The following is a 14060-nucleotide window of genomic DNA, read 5'->3' on the forward strand; positions in this document are numbered from 1 at the left end:
GCCTCCGCCGCGCCCTCGGTCGGGGCCTCCGGTGCCGCGCCTTCGGCGGGCGGAAGGACGGCGGGCGGCTCCGGCGGGGCCTCGGGCGGCGCGGCCTCGGCCTCCCGCGCCGCCGTCCGGGCGGGCGCGGTCGCCTCCGCCAGCAGGCGGCGCACCTCGCCCCCGAGGTCGAGCGCGAAGCCCGGCGCCCCGGCCGGCGCGTTGTAGTCCCAGGCGTAGTCGGCGGGGCCGACGAAGTCGCGGATCGCCGGGTCGAGCGACCACAGCCGCCGCAGCGCCGCCTGGCGCAGCAGCGCCGGCACCCGCGCGCGCAGGAAGGGGGTGATGTCGCTCGCCGCGGTCAGGCTCTCCACGGGCGGCAGGCTCGCCAGGTCGAACGCCTCCTCCTCCTCGGGCCGGGCCTCGGCCGGCGCCGGGGCCGGCGGCGCGGCGGGTGGGGGCTCCTCCGGCTCCGCCGCGCCGGCCGCCGCCTGGCGCTTGCGCCGCGACCAGCGGGCGAGGAAGCCCTCCTCGTCGCGGCTCATCCGTGCCCTCCCCCGCCGCGGCGGCCGAGCGCCTCGGGGTCGGCGCGGTCGCGTCGGCGCTTGTGGAAGCCGCGCTCGACATGGTGGCGCGCCACGAAGGCCTCGGCCGCGGCGCGCAGGAAGGGCGGCATGGGCAGCGCCTCCAGAAGGTCGTTGCCGGCATCGGCGTAGAGATGCGCCTCCCCCGCATCCACGGTGACGGCGTGCAGCGCGAGGCCGGGCGGCGCCGCGGCGGGGCGCAGCACCACCCACACCCTGGGCGGATCGGCCAGCAGGTTGTCGCGGTAATTCGCGGTGTCGGTCGGGTGCAGCGCCACCTCCGCCCGTCCGGCGAGGAACAGGGTGCGCCCCTCCGACTCGCGCAGCGCCGTCCAGGGCGGCAGGGCGGGCGCGTCCTCGAGCACCCCGACGGCGCGCCAGGACCACTCCGCCCAGGGCGTGGCGCCGGGGCGGCGCTCCACCAGCACGGCGACCGGGATGAGCAGGCTCTCCGGCAGGCGCGGCAGGTCGCTCACGGCGCCTCCTCCCCGTGCAGCAGCGGCAGGCCCGCCGCCAGGTTCTGCGGCTTGGCGCGCACCCGCCGCGCCACGTCCATCGCCAGGGCGAGGTGGACCGGCCGGCCCCGCACGCGCGGCAGCACGCGCGCGGGATCGGCGAATTCCAGCGTGCCGAGCCAGAGGATGCGCGCCAGCCGCTCCTGCGCCACCTTGCGGCCGTGCCAGAGGTCGTTGGCGATCGCCGTCGCCTCGGCGTCGAGGCCGACATGCCAGCTCCAGTGCCGGTCCTCGATCACCGGCACCGGGCGGATCGCCACCTCGGCGCCGAGCAGGTGGCGGATGAAGCGCTCCAGCGCCCGCGCCAGGCCGCGCTGGCCCGGGCGCCCCTCGGCGATGTCGAGGGCGAGGTCGTGCGCGTCCGAGCGCGCCGCGTAGCCGGGGGCGTTCGCCTCCGACAGCACGTCGAGCTCGGCCTGGCGCGGCGGCGCGCCGGCCTCGGCGAGCAGCCGCCCCAGCGCGCCGAGGCCGCCGTCGCGGGCGCGCGCCTCCACCACCTCCTCGTCGGCGAGAAGCGTCGCGCCCTGGTGGATGGCGGCGCGCTGCGGGCGGAACAGGATCTCGGCGGCGCGCAGCGTGAAGGGATCGCCCTCTCCCTCCATGGCGGCGCGGGTGACGAGATGCGTCAGCATCTGCAGGAACAGCGGCGGGATGCCGGAGACGTCGCCGCGGAACAGGCCGACCCAGGCGTGCTCCAGCGTCGGGAAGGCGGCCAAGCGGTCGCGGAAGCCGAGGAAGAGCCGCCAGTTCTCCCGCGCGTCCGGGTCGGCCAGCGCGGCGATCTCGGCCGGCGCCACGGCGCGCAGCGGCGCCTCCAGCAGCCGCGCGTGCAGCGCCCGCTCGGCGGCGCAGGCCTCGACGGGCGGCACCAGCTCCGGCCGGGCGAGGAAGGCGCGCCAGAGGTCGGGGGTGGGGATCAGCCGCCCCGCCGCGTCGCGGTCGCAGAGCTGATGGCCGGAGGCGACCCAGAACTCGCCGGGCGCCGGGAGGACCGCGCCGCTCATCGCCCGCCCCGCGCCAGCGCCGCGAGGTCGGGGCGCTCCGCCGGCTCCTCCTCGCCCTCCACCGGCACCAGGGCGAACACCGCCGGCGCGGCCCCGGCGCGCCGGCGCAGGGTGCGGAAGCGCTCGCGCACCGCCCCGCCCTCCGCCGTGCGGGACAGCGCCAGCACCGTCCCCGGCGGATGGTCGCAGAGGCTTTCCGCGAAGGCGATCTCCTCCGCCGCCGCCGCACGGGCGGCGGCCTCGTCGGGCGCGCCATGGGCGGCGCGGAGATGCGCGGCGAGGGCGGCGAGGGCGGCCTCGCGCTGCTCCGGCGTCGCCTCCGCCACCTCCACCAGCGTGGACCAGCCGAAGGAGGCCAGGCCGAGGAAGCCGGCGCGGAAGGCCTGGCGGCGCCGCCCGGTCAGCGCCTCCGGGTCGTCGTCCCAGAAGGCGAAGCCGCCGGGCACCGCCCATTCGCCCGGCTCGGCGGCGCGCTCGAACACCATCGTGTCGGAGGGGTCGAGGCGGATGGTGCGGGGCAGGCGGGTCATCGCCATCGCGCATCCTCCGGCGCGGGGCGAAGCGGCAGGTGGCGGCGGGCGCCGTCGCGCTCCAGCACCAGCGCGCCGGTGGCGGGATCGAGGCCGCGGCGCGTCCCGGGCGCCTCCGCCTCGTCCACCAGGCGGGCGAGGAAGCGCTCCGCCACCCGGCGCGGGCCGCGCGCCTGCCATTCGTCGAGCCCGGCCAGCAGGTGCCGCGCCCAGGCGGCGGTGAGCTCGGCGCCGGAGACGGCGCGCTCGAACCCCTCCTCCTGCAGGCTGGTCCGGCCGGGGTCGGTGCCGGGCTCGTGGCCCGCCGGGAAGGCGAGGCAGAGCTCCATCCCCACCACCAGCCACTCCGGCACCGCCGTCTCCGCCGCGCCGGGCGGGGCGGCGAGGGCGATCCGGCCGCAGGCGCCGCGGTTCACCAGCAGCGTGCCGGGCCAGCGGAGCTGCACCAGCAGCTCCGGCGGGCCGAGCGCGACCACCGCATCGGCCAGCGCGGTGGCGGCGACGTGGAAGGCGAGGCGCGCCGGGCCGAGCGGCATCTCCGGCTCCAGCACCACCGCCGCCTCGGCCCGCGCATAGGCGCCGACCCAGGCAAGGGTGCCGGCGCCGCGCGCCGGCGCCAGCGCCACGGCGCGGGCGAGCGCGTCCGCGCCCTCGCGCAGGGCGATGGGGCGGAACAGACTCGGCAGCTCCGGCAGGCCGCCCTCCCTCGGCAATGGTTCCTCCCGCGGTCTCGCAAGGCGGATGGGCCGGGCATATATGCGCCCGGCCCCGCCGCGCCCAGAGCCGCGCGGCCGGGCAGGATCGGAAGGACCGCGCATGGGCCAGCCCCCGGGACGCATCGTCTTCGTCTGCAGCTGCGAGGACACGATGCCGCTCGATAGCCGCGCCCTCGCCCGCGGCTGCGCCCGCGAGGGGGCGGAGCCGCGCGCCGCGACGCAGCTCTGCCGCGCGGAGCTCGGCCGCTTCCTCGCCGCGCTCGGCGAGGGGCGGCCGGTGACGGTGGCCTGCACCCAGGAGGCGCCGCTCTTCGCGCAGGAGGCCGAGGCGGCCGGCGCCGCCGCCCCCCTCGCCTTCGTCAACATCCGCGAGCATGCCGGCTGGTCGGCGGAGGCGAAGGCGGCGGGGCCGAAGATGGCGGCGCTGCTCGCCGCCGCCGCGGTGCCCGCCCCGCCCGTGCCGCTGGTGCCGCTGAAGAGCGAGGGCGTGGCGCTGGTGCTCGGCCGCGACGAGACGGCGATCGCCGCCGCCGAACGGCTGAAGGACCGGCTCGACCTCACCGTGCTGCTGACCGGGGAGCGGGAGGTGACGCCGCCGCGCGAGGCCGAGTTCCCGATCCTGCGCGGCCGCGCCCGCGCCGCCACCGGCTGGCTCGGCGCCTTCGAGGTGGTGGTGGACGGCCACGCCGCGCCCGCCCCCTCCTCCCGCGCCGCCTATCGCTGGGGGCCGGCGCGCGACGGGGCGCGGAGCCGCTGCGACCTCATCCTCGACCTCACCGGCGGGCCGGCGCTGTTCCCGGCGCCCTCGCTCCGCCAGGGCTACCTCCGCGCCGACCCCGATGACGCGGCGGCGGTGGAGCGGGCCCTGTTCGACGCGGCGGCGCTGGTCGGGACGTTCGACAAGCCGCGCTTCGTCGCCTTCGAGGCCGGGCTCTGCGCGCACAGCCGCAACCGCCGCACCGGCTGCACGCGCTGCCTGGAGCTCTGCCCGACCGGCGCCATCGCGCCGGGGCGCGACGCGGAGACGGGGCGGCCGCTCGACCATGTGCAGATCTCGGCCGAGATCTGCGCCGGCTGCGGCGCCTGCGCCGCGGTCTGCCCGACAGGCGCCGTCACCTACGCCCTGCCGCCGCCGGCGACCACGCTGCAGCGCCTGCGCGCCCTGCTGCTCGCCTACGCCGAGGCGGGCGGGCGCGACGCGGTGGTGCTGCTGCACGACGCGGCGCATGGCGAGCCGCTGCTCGACGCGCTGGCGCGCCATGGCGAGGGCCTGCCCGCGCGCGTGCTGCCGCTGCGGGTGAACGAGGTGTCGCAGCTCGACCTGGCGACGCTCGCCGCCGCCTTCGCCTGGGGGGCCGCGGGGGTGCGGGCGCTGCTGCCGGGGCGGCGCGGCCATGGCGCGGAAGGGGTGCTGCGCGCCCTCGGCTACGCGGAGGCGGCGCTGGCCGGGCTCGGCCTCGGCGCCGACCCGCCGCGCGCGGCGGCGATCGAGACCGACGACCCCTTCGCCCTGGCCGAGGCGCTGCGCCCCGCGCTCACGCTCGGCGCCTCCTGGCGGGCGGAGGGCTTCCTGCCGCTCGGGGCGCCGCGCGAGGTGGCGCTGCGCGCCCTGCGCGCCCTGCACGGGGCGGCGGGCGGGGCGGCGCCGGCGGTGGTGCCGATGCCGGAGCGCGCGCCGTTCGGCGAGGCGCGGGTGGCGGCGGAGGGCTGCACCCTCTGCCTCGCCTGCACCATGGTCTGCCCGACCGGCGCGCTGTCCGCCAACCCGGACCGGCCGCAGCTCCGCTTCCTGGAGGAGGCCTGCGTGCAGTGCGGCCTCTGCGCCGCCACCTGCCCGGAGAAGGTGATCACCCTGGTGCCGCGGCTGAACCTCGGCGCCGCGGCCGCCGAGGCGCGGGTGGTGAAGGAGGAGGAGCCCTTCTGCTGCACCCGCTGCGGCAAGGCCTTCGGCACGCGGAGCAGCATCGAGCGGGTGAAGGCGCGCCTGGTCGCGGGCGGGCACTGGATGTTCGCCGATCCGCGGCGCCTCGCGGTGCTGGAGATGTGCGAGGATTGCCGCGTCGCCGCCGTGACGGCGGAGGGTGTGGACCCCTATGCCGGCCCGTCCCGCCCGGTGGTGCGCACCACCGAGGACTACCTGCGCGAGGCGGCGGAGCGCGGAGAGGGCTAGAGCGGATCCCGTTCCGGTGGCCTCGCCCGAACGGGTGAAGAGGCGTGCGCTCAACGAGCCGGAGCATGTCCCGTGAACCAGGGTGAACGGACCATGCTCCGGCGCCCGATCCGCGGCGGCGCCGCGCCGGGGACGAGGAGCCGCTTGGGGAAGCGCGACGCCGCCGCATGGAACCGGCGCCGCCGCCGCGGCATGATGCCGCCGGACACGACGCAACACGGACCCCCGCCATGACGCACCTTCCGCAGGACGAGACCCGGGCGATCGCCCGGCTGCCCGGCCTCGACATCGAGATCCGCCACACCCCGCCCGGCCCCGGTTCGGGCGAGCGCCTCTCCGTGACGCTCGAGGCCGCGCCCGCCCTCGGGCGGCTCGACGCGGCGGCGCCGCTGCTGTTCTGGACGATGCTCGCCCAGGCCGCCTGGACGCCCTGGCTCGCCCTGGCCGAGGCGATGCGCCCGCGCCTGCCGCCGCCGCGCGGGACGGAGGGCTGATACGGCGGCCCGCCCCCTTCCCCGCCCGCTCCGCCGCGGCGATGCTGCGCGCGAGAAGGAGGACGCCATGGCCGAGACCAACCTGCAGATCCTGCTGCGCCGCCGCCCCCAGGGCATGCCGGCGCCCGACGATTTCGAGATCGTCGAGACCCCGGTGCCCGAGCCCGCCGAGGGCGAGGTGCTGGTGCGCGCCCGCTACCTCTCGCTCGATCCCTACATGCGCGGGCGCATGTCCGACGCGAAGAGCTACGCCAAGCCCGTCGAACTCGGCGCGGTGATGGAGGGGCAGACGGCGGGCGAGGTGGTGGCCTCCCGCGCGCCGGGCTTCGCGCCGGGCGACACGGTGCTCGGCGGCTATGGCTGGCAGCGCTTCTCCTGCGTCAGGCCGGAGCGGCTGTTCAAGGTGGATCCGCAGGAGGCGCCGCTCTCCACCTCGCTCGGCGTGCTCGGCATGCCCGGGCTCACCGCCTGGGTCGGGCTCGAGGACATCGGCCAGCCCAAGGCGGGGGAGACGCTGGTGGTGAGCGCGGCCTCGGGCGCGGTCGGGCAGGTGGCGGGGCAGATCGGGAAGATCCGCGGCTGCCGCGTGGTCGGCATCGCCGGCGGGCCGCGGAAATGCGCCTTCGTGACGCAGGAGCTCGGCTTCGACGCCTGCCTCGACCACCACGCCGACGACCTCGCGGCGCAGCTCGACCGCGCCTGCCCGGACGGGATCGACGTCTACTGGGAGAATGTCGGCGGGCCGGTGCAGGCGGCGGTGTTCCCCCGCCTCAACGATTTCGGCCGCATGGTGATGTGCGGCATGATCGCGCAGTACAACGTGGCGCCGGGCGCCGATGCCGCCGGCGCGCCGCCGGGGCCGAATCTCGGCCCGGTGGTGCGGAAGCGCCTGCGCATCCAGGGTTTCATCGTCTCCGACACCGGCTGGCCGCGCTACCCCGCCTTCCGCCGCCAGATGCTGGGCTGGATCCGCGAGGGGCGGATGAAGTGGCGCGAGGATGTGGTGCAGGGGCTGCGCAACGCGCCCGAGGCCTTCATCGGCCTGCTGCAGGGGCGGAATTTCGGCAAGCTGGTGGTGGCGGTGGACTGATGCCGGCGCCCGGTTCCTGACCGGCCTCGGGCCTCGTCCCGTCGGTACGGGGCGCGGCGGGTTCCGTCCGGGCCCATGCCTTTCGTTCTCATCGCGACACCGTGCTCCGCTCCCAAGGTCGCCGGAGCCCGGCGGGCGGATTACGGAAGCGACACATGAGACCGTAATGGTTACGCTCGGGGGGCACACGGGAGCCCCCCTCATGGACCACGCCACCGCCCCCCTTCTCCGCCGCCTGGCGGGAGCAATGGCGCTGTGCGGCCTGCTGGCCGCCTGCGCCACCGGCCCCGGCCCCACGGAGCAGCAGGCGAATTTCCTCGCCGCCCGCTGCCAGCAGGGCGACCGCATGGCCTGCGGCCAGTGGAACGCCATGCAGCCCGCCGTGCAGGCCGAGCGCAGCCAGCAGGCACAGCAGAACGCCATCGCCACCGGCCTGATCGGCGCGGCGGCCGGGGCGGCGGTGGGCGCGGCGGTGGCGGCGCCGCGCCATCCCACGCGGGCGCGGTGCTGGAGCCCGTATCACCGCCGCCACTACTGGTGCTGAGGCGCGACCGGCCTGCCGCGCCGCCCCGGCACCGGAGCCGGGCGGAAGGCGGAGCCACCGGCAGGGGCGCGCCGCGGCGGCTTCGCGGCCTCCTCCGGCGCATCCGCCGCGGCAGATGCGCCCGCGGCGCCTACTCCGCCGCCATGGGCGGGGCCGTGCCGTCCCGCCCCGCCTCGCGCCCGGGCCTGCCGGGCGCGAGCTCCGCCATCGCCTGCTGGACATGGCGGGAGAAGACGTATTGCGCCGGGCGCTGGCGGGAGAGGTCGATCTCGGGCGCCATCTCGCCCTCGGTGCGCGGGCCGCGGAGCTGCGCGGCCAGCGCCTTCCAGGGCCGCTTCACCGCATCCATCACCGCCGTCGCCTCGAAGCCGGAATGCACCATGCAGTCGGCGCACTTCTCGTAGTTGCCGGTGCCGTAGGAGTCCCAGTCGGTGGTCTCCATCAGCTCCCGGAAGGTCCTGGCGTAGCCCTCGCCCAGCAGGTAGCAGGGGCGCTGCCAGCCGAAGATGTTGCGCGTCGGGTTGCCCCAGGGGGTGCAGCGGTAGTCCTGGTTGCCCGCCAGGAAGTCGAGGAACAGGGGCGAGTTGCCGAAGCGCCAGCCCTTGCCCCTGCCGCGGGCGAAGATGCCGCGGAACAGCTCCTTCGTCCGGCGACGGTTCAGGAAGTGCTGCTGGTCCGGCGCCCGCTCATAGGCGTAGCCGGGCGAGACCATGATGGCGTCCACCCCCATCGCCGTCACCTCGTCGAAGAAGCGGGCCATCCGCTCCGGCTCGGCGTTGTTGAACAGGGTGCAGTTGATGGCGGTGCGGAAGCCCTTCGCCTTGGCGAGCTTCAGCGCGGCGACGGCGCGGTCGTACACCCCCTTCCGGCTCACCGCCCAGTCGTGCTGCTCGCGGTCGCCGTCGAGGTGGATGTCCCAGGTGAAGCGCGGGTGCGGCCGGTACTGGTCTATGCGCTTCTCGAGCAGCAGGGCGTTGGTGCAGAGGATGACGATGCGCCCCTGCTTCAGGAGGCCGTCCACGATCTGCGGCATCTCCTTGTGCAGCAGCGGCTCCCCGCCCGCGATCGCGACCACCGGCGCGCCGCACTCCTCCGCCGCGCCGAGGCATTCCTCGACCGAGAGGCGCTTGTTCAGGATCGGGTCCGGGTAGTCGATCTTGCCGCAGCCGGCGCAGGCCAGGTTGCAGCGGAACAGCGGCTCCAGCATCAGCACCAGCGGGTAGCGCCGGCGCCCCATCAGGTGCTGCTTCAGGATGTAGGCGCCGACCTTGATCTGCTGGCGCAGCGGAATGCCCATGGAACGCGGTGCCCCCTCAGCCCGCCGCGCCCGCCTGCGGAGAGGCGAGCGCGGCCGGCAGCTTGAATTGCACGTCCTCGACGATGCCGGGCAGGGTGGCGACCTCGACCGGCCACCACCCGGCCAGCGCCGCGATCACCTCCTGCACCAGGCTTTCCGGGGCGGAGGCCCCGGCGGTGATGCCGATCGCGCCGGCGCCCCCGAACCACTCCCTGCGGAGCGCCGCCGCGTCGGGGATCAGGTAGCACGGCCGGCCGGACTCCGCACCGATCTCCCGCAGGCGGTTGGAGTTGGAACTGTTGGCGGCGCCGACCACCAGGATCACGTCCACCTGCCGCGCGAGTTCCCGCACCGCCGCCTGGCGGTTCTGCGTCGCGTAGCAGATGTCGCGCGTGTCGGGCCCCTGCAGGTCGGGGAAGCGGCGGCGCAGCGCCTCGATCACCGCGCGGGTGTCGTCCACCGAGAGGGTGGTCTGCGTCACGTAGGCGACCGGGCGGCTGGGCGGAATCGGCAGGCGCGCCACCTCCTCGGCGGTGGCGACCAGGTGCACCTCCCCTTCCACCCGGCCGAGCGTGCCCTCGACCTCGGGGTGGCCGGCATGGCCGATCAGGATCAGGGTCCGGCCCTGCGCCGCGTAGCGCTGCCCCTCGGCATGCACCTTGGCGACCAGGGGGCAGGTGGCGTCGAGCACCGGCAGGCCGCGTGCCGCCGCCTCCCGCTCCACGCTGAGCGCCACGCCATGCGCGCTGAAGACGGTGACGGCGCCGGGGGGAATCTGGTCGAGCGACTCGACGAAGCGGGCGCCCTTGCGCTCCAGGCTCTCCACCACCCGCCGATTGTGGACGATCTCGTGCCGCACATAGACCGGGGCACCATGGCGCTCCAGCGCGCGCTCCACGATCTCGATGGCGCGCGTGACGCCGGCGCAGAAGCCGCGCGGCTGCGCGAGAACGATCCGCATTGCCTTCCCCCTCGGCGGCGGGGATCCTTTCCGTCCCCGTTCGCGCGGCACCGGCCCGAAGCCGCTTGCGCCATGCGATACTTGCGCCACCTTGACGGCCGGTTGCAACCCGGGAATGGCGGCATGGGCCTGCCGCCCCGGAGCCGCCCACAGAAGCGACATGGAGACTCTTCCTTGGCCGGACCGTTCCGCCACCCGCGGCGCGCCCTGCCGCGCCTCCTCCTCGGCCTTGCCCTCGCGGGCGCCGCCCGGCCGCGCCGCGTTGGTGCGCACGCGCTGATCGTCGCCTCCAGCCCGCCGGCCGGGGCGACGCTCGGGGCGCTGCCGGAGCGGGTGCGCCTCCGCTTCAACAGCCGCATCGACCATGGCCGCTCCCGCCTGCTGCTGATCGGCCCGGACCAGGCGCAGATCCCGCTCGAGCCGAACCCTGCCGGAGAGCCGGCGACGCTCGAGGCCGCCCTCCCTCCCGGTCTTCCCGCCGCCCCGGGCGCCTGGCGGCTGCGCTGGCAGGTGCTGGCGCTCGACGGGCACATCACCCGCGGCGACATCCCCTTCACCCTTGATCCTGCCCGATGACTGCCCCGTGCGGCATGCGTGGCTGCGCACAGCCCGCATGCCGAGGATTGGGCTAGGCTTGGCGCCGCGCGCTCACGGAAGGCGGAACGATTGGACCTCCTGCTCGACCTCTACGGCTTCGCCAGCGTGCTGCTGCACGCCGCCGCGCTGGTCGCCCGCACCGCGCTGCTCGGCAGCGTGGCGTTCTGGCTCGCCCTCGCCCTGCCGCTCGGCCGCCGCCTGCCGGCCGCGGAGGCGGCGCGGCTCGGCGCCATCGCGCGCCGGGCGGTGCTCCTCGCCGGCGCCGCGGCCTTCGGGCTGACGCTGCTGACCACCACGCTCACCACGCTGGTGCTGCAGGCGACGCTGCAGGCCCCCCTCGCCGGCGCGCTCGGCGCCGATTTCGCGCGCGCGGGCGCGGCCGCGCTCCTCGCCACGGTGCTGCTGGTCGGGCTCTCCCTGCCGCGCCGCGCGCCGGGCGCCGCCCGCCAGGCCGCGCTGGCGCTCGCCGCGCTGGCGCTGCTCGCCGCCGCCACGGCGACCAGCCACGCCATGGCCCGCGTCGAGGGGCGCGGCGCGCTGCTCGCCGCCACCGCGCTGCACCAGCTCGGCGCGGCGCTCTGGCTCGGCGGGCTGCCGGCGCTGCTCGCGGCGCTGCGCCTGCCGGCGCCGGCGGCGCGCCGCGTCGGGCGGCGCTATTCGGCGCTGGCCGCCACCGGCGTCGGGCTGATCCTGCTCGGCATCGCGGGCTTCTGGGGCGGCTATTTCGGCGGGGTGGAGGCGCTCTACGGCACCGCCTACGGCGCCATGTCCTCGACCAAGGCGGTGCTGCTCGGCCTGCTGCTGCTGCTCGGCCTCGCCAATTTCCTGCTGCTGCACGCCATGGCCCCGTCGCCGCGCTCGGCCGGGGCGGCGGCGGTGGGCGGCGGCGATGGCGGCCTGCGGCGGCTGCGGCGCTTCGTCGAGTGCGAGATCGCGCTCGGCATCGGGGTGCTGGCGGTGGCGGGCTCCCTCACCTCCGTCCCGCCCGCCGTGGACCTGCCCGAGGACCGGCTCGCCTGGTCCGAGATCAGGGAGCGCTTCACCCCCCGCCCGCCCCGCCTGACCAGCCCCGACCACGGGGACCTTGCCATTCCGGCCCTGCAGGCACAGTTGGACGCGGAATGGCAGCGCCGGCAGGACGCGCAGCAGACCCGCCCGCTGGCTTTCACGCCGGGCGAGGGGCTGCTGCCCCCCCTCAACGCACAGGACATCGCTTGGAGCGAATACAACCACCACTGGGCGGGCCTGGTGGTGCTGCTGGTCGGGCTGGCGGCGCTGCTGGACGCGACGGGGCGGGTGCCCTGGGCGCAGCACTGGCCGCTGCTGTTCCTCGCACTCTCGGCCTTCATCATCATCCGCGGCGACCCGGACACCTGGCCGCTCGGCCCGATCCCCTTCCTCGACGGGCTGCGCAACCCGGAGACGCTGCAGCACAAGCTGCTCGGCCTGCTGGTGGCGGGCTTCGCCCTGTCGGAATGGGCGGTGCGGCTCGGCTGGCTGGGCGGGGGGGCCCGCTACGTCTTCCCCCTCTCGATGCTGACGGGCGGCGTGCTGCTGCTGAGCCACACCCACGCCCTGGCCAATTACAAGGAGGCGCTGCTCATCGAGCTGTCGCACCTGCCGCTCGCCGTGTTCGCGCTGGTCGCGGGCTGCGCCCGCTGGACCGAGCTGCGCGGCCCGCGGGCGCTGGCGGTGCGGGCGCGCTGGATCTGGCCGGTCTGCCTGCTGCTGACCGGCTACATGCTGGTGACCTACCGTGAGGCCTGAGGACGCCGCCGCCGCGCGCGGCACCCTGCTCGGGCGCGCCGCCGCCGCGCTGGTGCGCCTCGGCATCCTGCGCCCGGCGCTGACGCTGCTGCTGGCGGGGCTGCTCGGCCTCGCCGCCCTCGGTACGGTGGCGACGCGCTTCGCCCTCGACACCGACGTGGCGCGGCTGTTCCCCGCCGACCTGCCCTGGCGGCAGGCGGAGCGGGCGCTCAGCGACGCCTTCCCCCAGTTCGACGACACCATCGCGATCGTGGTGGACGGCGCCACGCCCGACCTCGCCGAGCGCGCCGCCGCCGCGCTGGCGGAGGCGCTGGCGGCGCGGCCGGAGCGGTTCCGCAGCGTCACCCGCCCGGACGCGGAGGAGTTCTTCCGCCGCAACGCCCTGCTCTTCCGCGAGGAGGCGGAGGTGCAGGCGACGGCCGAGCGCCTGATCGCCGCCCAGCCCCTGCTCGGCACCCTCGCCGCCGATCCGAGCCTGCGCGGCCTCGGCCGCTCGCTCGCCCTCATCGCCGAGGGCATGGCGCAGGGGGCGGAGGGGGCGGAGCAGTTCGCCCCCGCCCTCGACGCCTTCGCCGAGGCCGCGGCGGCGGCCGCCGCCGGCCGCACCGCGCCGCTCGACTGGAGCGCGCTGCTCACCGGCCAGCCTCCGGACCCGATGGCGCTCCGGCGCTTCGTGCTGGTGCAGCCGGTGCTCGACTACACCGCCCTCGCCCCCGGCCAGGCCGCCACCGCCGCGGTGCGGGAGGCGGCGGCGGCGGTCGGCGCGACGGCGGAGAACGGCGTGAGGGTGCGCCTGACCGGCAGCATCGTGATGGCCGACGAGGAGTTCTCCACCGTCTTCGGCGGGGCGCTGGCGCAGAACGTGCTGGCCTTCGCCGCGGTGGGGCTGCTGCTCTGGCTGGCGCTGCGCTCGGGGCGGCTGATCCTGCCCATGATGGCGACGCTGGTGCTCGGCCTCGTGGTCACCCTCGCCTTCGGCGCGGTGGTGGTCGGGCCCTACAACCCGCTCTCCATCGCCTTCGCGGTGCTGTTCATCGGCCTCGGGGTGGATTTCGGCATCCAGTTCGCGGTGCGGCTGCGCGAGCAGCGCCACCGTCTGCGCGACGCGCCGCTGCCGGAGGCCCTGATCGCCGCGGCGCGCCTGGCCGGGCCCGGCATCGCCCTCGCCGCGCTGGCGCTCTGCGCCGGCTTCCTGGCCTTCCTGCCGACCGACTATCGCGGCCTCGCCGAGCTTGGCCTGATCGCCGCGGCCGGCATGCTGATCGCGGTCTTCCTCAGCCTGACGGTGCTGCCGGCGCTGCTGGCGCTGGCCGGGCCGGAGGAGGAGGCGCGTCCGGTGGGCTACGCGGCGCTGCGGCCGCTCGACCGCTTCCTGGCGCGCCGCGCGGGCGCGGTGGCGGCGGGGATCCTGCTGCTCGCGCTCGCCGCCGCCGCCGCCCTGCCCGCGCTCCGCTTCGACACCAACCCGCTGAACCTGCGCGACCCGGAGACCGAGGCGGTCTCCACCTTCCGCGACCTGATGGCGGACCCCGAGACCACGCCGAACACGGTGCAGGTGCTCGCCCCCGACCTCGAGGCGGCGGCGGCGCTGGCGGCGCGGCTCGAATCCCTGCCGGAGGTGGCGGATGCCCGCACCCTGGCCGATTTCGTGCCGGAGGGGCAGCCGGCGAAGCTCGCGCTGATCCAGGACGTGGCGGACCTGCTCGGCCCCACCCTCGACCCGCCGGTGACCGAGCCGCCGCCGGGCGACGCCGAGGCGGCGGTGGCGCTGCGCGAGGCGGCGGCGGCGCTCGGCCGCGCCGCGCCGGCGGC

Annotated in this window: 14 protein-coding genes; 7 read left to right on the forward strand and 7 right to left on the reverse strand. The window is 76.7% G+C overall.

Annotation, left to right across the window (positions count from 1 at the left end; all coding sequences use genetic code 11):
• From ET526_RS19610 to ET526_RS19630, 5 genes are all read right to left on the reverse strand, one after another.
• Nucleotides 1–524 (reverse strand): DUF3306 domain-containing protein (locus ET526_RS19610; protein WP_135470482.1); only part of this gene is annotated, 524 nt, incomplete at its 3' end.
• Nucleotides 521–1039: a DUF3305 domain-containing protein gene (locus ET526_RS19615; protein WP_240048495.1), complete on the reverse strand. Its 519-nt coding sequence runs from the start codon at nucleotides 1037–1039 to the stop codon at nucleotides 521–523. The genes ET526_RS19615 and ET526_RS19610, both read right to left, overlap by 4 nt.
• On the reverse strand, nucleotides 1036–2082 hold the full coding sequence (locus ET526_RS19620) for a DUF6352 family protein (protein ID WP_135470484.1): 1047 nt from the start codon (nucleotides 2080–2082) through the stop codon (nucleotides 1036–1038). Before ET526_RS19620 ends, ET526_RS19615 begins: the two co-directional genes overlap by 4 nt.
• A complete protein-coding gene (locus tag ET526_RS19625; protein WP_135470486.1) occupies nucleotides 2079–2612 on the reverse strand; it encodes a DUF6505 family protein in 534 nt (177 codons plus the stop codon). Before ET526_RS19625 ends, ET526_RS19620 begins: the two co-directional genes overlap by 4 nt.
• Nucleotides 2609–3325: a biotin/lipoate--protein ligase family protein gene (locus ET526_RS19630; protein WP_240048496.1), complete on the reverse strand. Its 717-nt coding sequence runs from the start codon at nucleotides 3323–3325 to the stop codon at nucleotides 2609–2611. The genes ET526_RS19625 and ET526_RS19630 overlap by 4 nt, the downstream gene beginning before the upstream one ends.
• Nucleotides 3326–3428: 103 nt before the next feature.
• Here ET526_RS19630 and ET526_RS19635 point away from each other — a divergent pair, with 103 nt between their 5' ends.
• The 4 genes from ET526_RS19635 (at nucleotide 3429) to ET526_RS19650 (ending at nucleotide 7626) form a co-directional block, all read left to right on the forward strand.
• On the forward strand, nucleotides 3429–5498 hold the full coding sequence (locus ET526_RS19635) for a 4Fe-4S dicluster domain-containing protein (protein WP_204623730.1): 2070 nt from the start codon (nucleotides 3429–3431) through the stop codon (nucleotides 5496–5498).
• A gap of 230 nt (nucleotides 5499–5728) precedes the next feature.
• Nucleotides 5729–5992 carry a hypothetical protein gene (locus ET526_RS19640; RefSeq protein WP_135470490.1) on the forward strand — a complete coding sequence of 88 codons (264 nt, stop codon included), beginning with the start codon at nucleotides 5729–5731 and terminating at the stop codon, nucleotides 5990–5992.
• Between the two features lie 67 nt (nucleotides 5993–6059).
• Nucleotides 6060–7082 carry an NADP-dependent oxidoreductase gene (locus tag ET526_RS19645; RefSeq protein ID WP_135470492.1) on the forward strand — a complete coding sequence of 341 codons (1023 nt, stop codon included), beginning with the start codon at nucleotides 6060–6062 and terminating at the stop codon, nucleotides 7080–7082.
• A gap of 202 nt (nucleotides 7083–7284) precedes the next feature.
• Nucleotides 7285–7626, forward strand: coding sequence for a hypothetical protein (locus ET526_RS19650; protein WP_135470494.1), 342 nt, complete (start codon nucleotides 7285–7287; stop codon nucleotides 7624–7626).
• 130 nt (nucleotides 7627–7756) lie between these two features.
• On the opposite strand, the gene hpnH is transcribed toward ET526_RS19650, so the two are convergent.
• Both hpnH and ispH read right to left on the reverse strand, forming a co-directional pair.
• Nucleotides 7757–8923, reverse strand: a complete 1167-nt coding sequence (gene hpnH / locus ET526_RS19655) for an adenosyl-hopene transferase HpnH (protein WP_135470497.1) — start codon at nucleotides 8921–8923, stop codon at nucleotides 7757–7759.
• 16 nt (nucleotides 8924–8939) lie between these two features.
• Nucleotides 8940–9884 carry a 4-hydroxy-3-methylbut-2-enyl diphosphate reductase gene (gene ispH / locus ET526_RS19660; RefSeq protein WP_135470499.1) on the reverse strand — a complete coding sequence of 315 codons (945 nt, stop codon included), beginning with the start codon at nucleotides 9882–9884 and terminating at the stop codon, nucleotides 8940–8942.
• Nucleotides 9885–10058: 174 nt separating this feature from the next.
• On the opposite strand from ispH, the gene ET526_RS19665 reads away from it, so the two are divergent.
• From ET526_RS19665 to ET526_RS19675, 3 genes are all read left to right on the forward strand, one after another.
• Nucleotides 10059–10460, forward strand: coding sequence for a copper resistance CopC family protein (locus tag ET526_RS19665; RefSeq protein WP_204623731.1), 402 nt, complete (start codon nucleotides 10059–10061; stop codon nucleotides 10458–10460).
• A gap of 90 nt (nucleotides 10461–10550) precedes the next feature.
• Nucleotides 10551–12248 (forward strand): CopD family protein, encoded by a 1698-nt coding sequence (locus tag ET526_RS19670; RefSeq protein ID WP_135470504.1) that lies wholly within the window; start codon nucleotides 10551–10553, stop codon nucleotides 12246–12248.
• On the forward strand, nucleotides 12238–14060 hold a 1823-nt coding region (locus ET526_RS19675), incomplete at its 3' end, for an MMPL family transporter (protein ID WP_135470506.1). The genes ET526_RS19670 and ET526_RS19675, both read left to right, overlap by 11 nt.

The organism is Crenalkalicoccus roseus (genome assembly GCF_004761865.1).
GTDB lineage: Bacteria > Pseudomonadota > Alphaproteobacteria > Acetobacterales > Acetobacteraceae > Crenalkalicoccus > Crenalkalicoccus roseus.

Coding starts and splice junctions, on each gene's coding strand:
- ET526_RS19650 (WP_135470494.1), top strand. CDS start 7,285: ATGGACCACGCCACCGCCCCCCTTCTCCGCCGCCTGGCGGGAGCAATG.
- ET526_RS19645 (WP_135470492.1), top strand. CDS start 6,060: ATGGCCGAGACCAACCTGCAGATCCTGCTGCGCCGCCGCCCCCAGGGC.
- ET526_RS19635 (WP_204623730.1), top strand. CDS start 3,429: ATGGGCCAGCCCCCGGGACGCATCGTCTTCGTCTGCAGCTGCGAGGAC.
- ET526_RS19640 (WP_135470490.1), top strand. CDS start 5,729: ATGACGCACCTTCCGCAGGACGAGACCCGGGCGATCGCCCGGCTGCCC.
- ET526_RS19620 (WP_135470484.1), bottom strand. CDS start 2,082: ATGAGCGGCGCGGTCCTCCCGGCGCCCGGCGAGTTCTGGGTCGCCTCC.
- ispH (WP_135470499.1), bottom strand. CDS start 9,884: ATGCGGATCGTTCTCGCGCAGCCGCGCGGCTTCTGCGCCGGCGTCACG.
- hpnH (WP_135470497.1), bottom strand. CDS start 8,923: ATGGGCATTCCGCTGCGCCAGCAGATCAAGGTCGGCGCCTACATCCTG.
- ET526_RS19625 (WP_135470486.1), bottom strand. CDS start 2,612: ATGACCCGCCTGCCCCGCACCATCCGCCTCGACCCCTCCGACACGATG.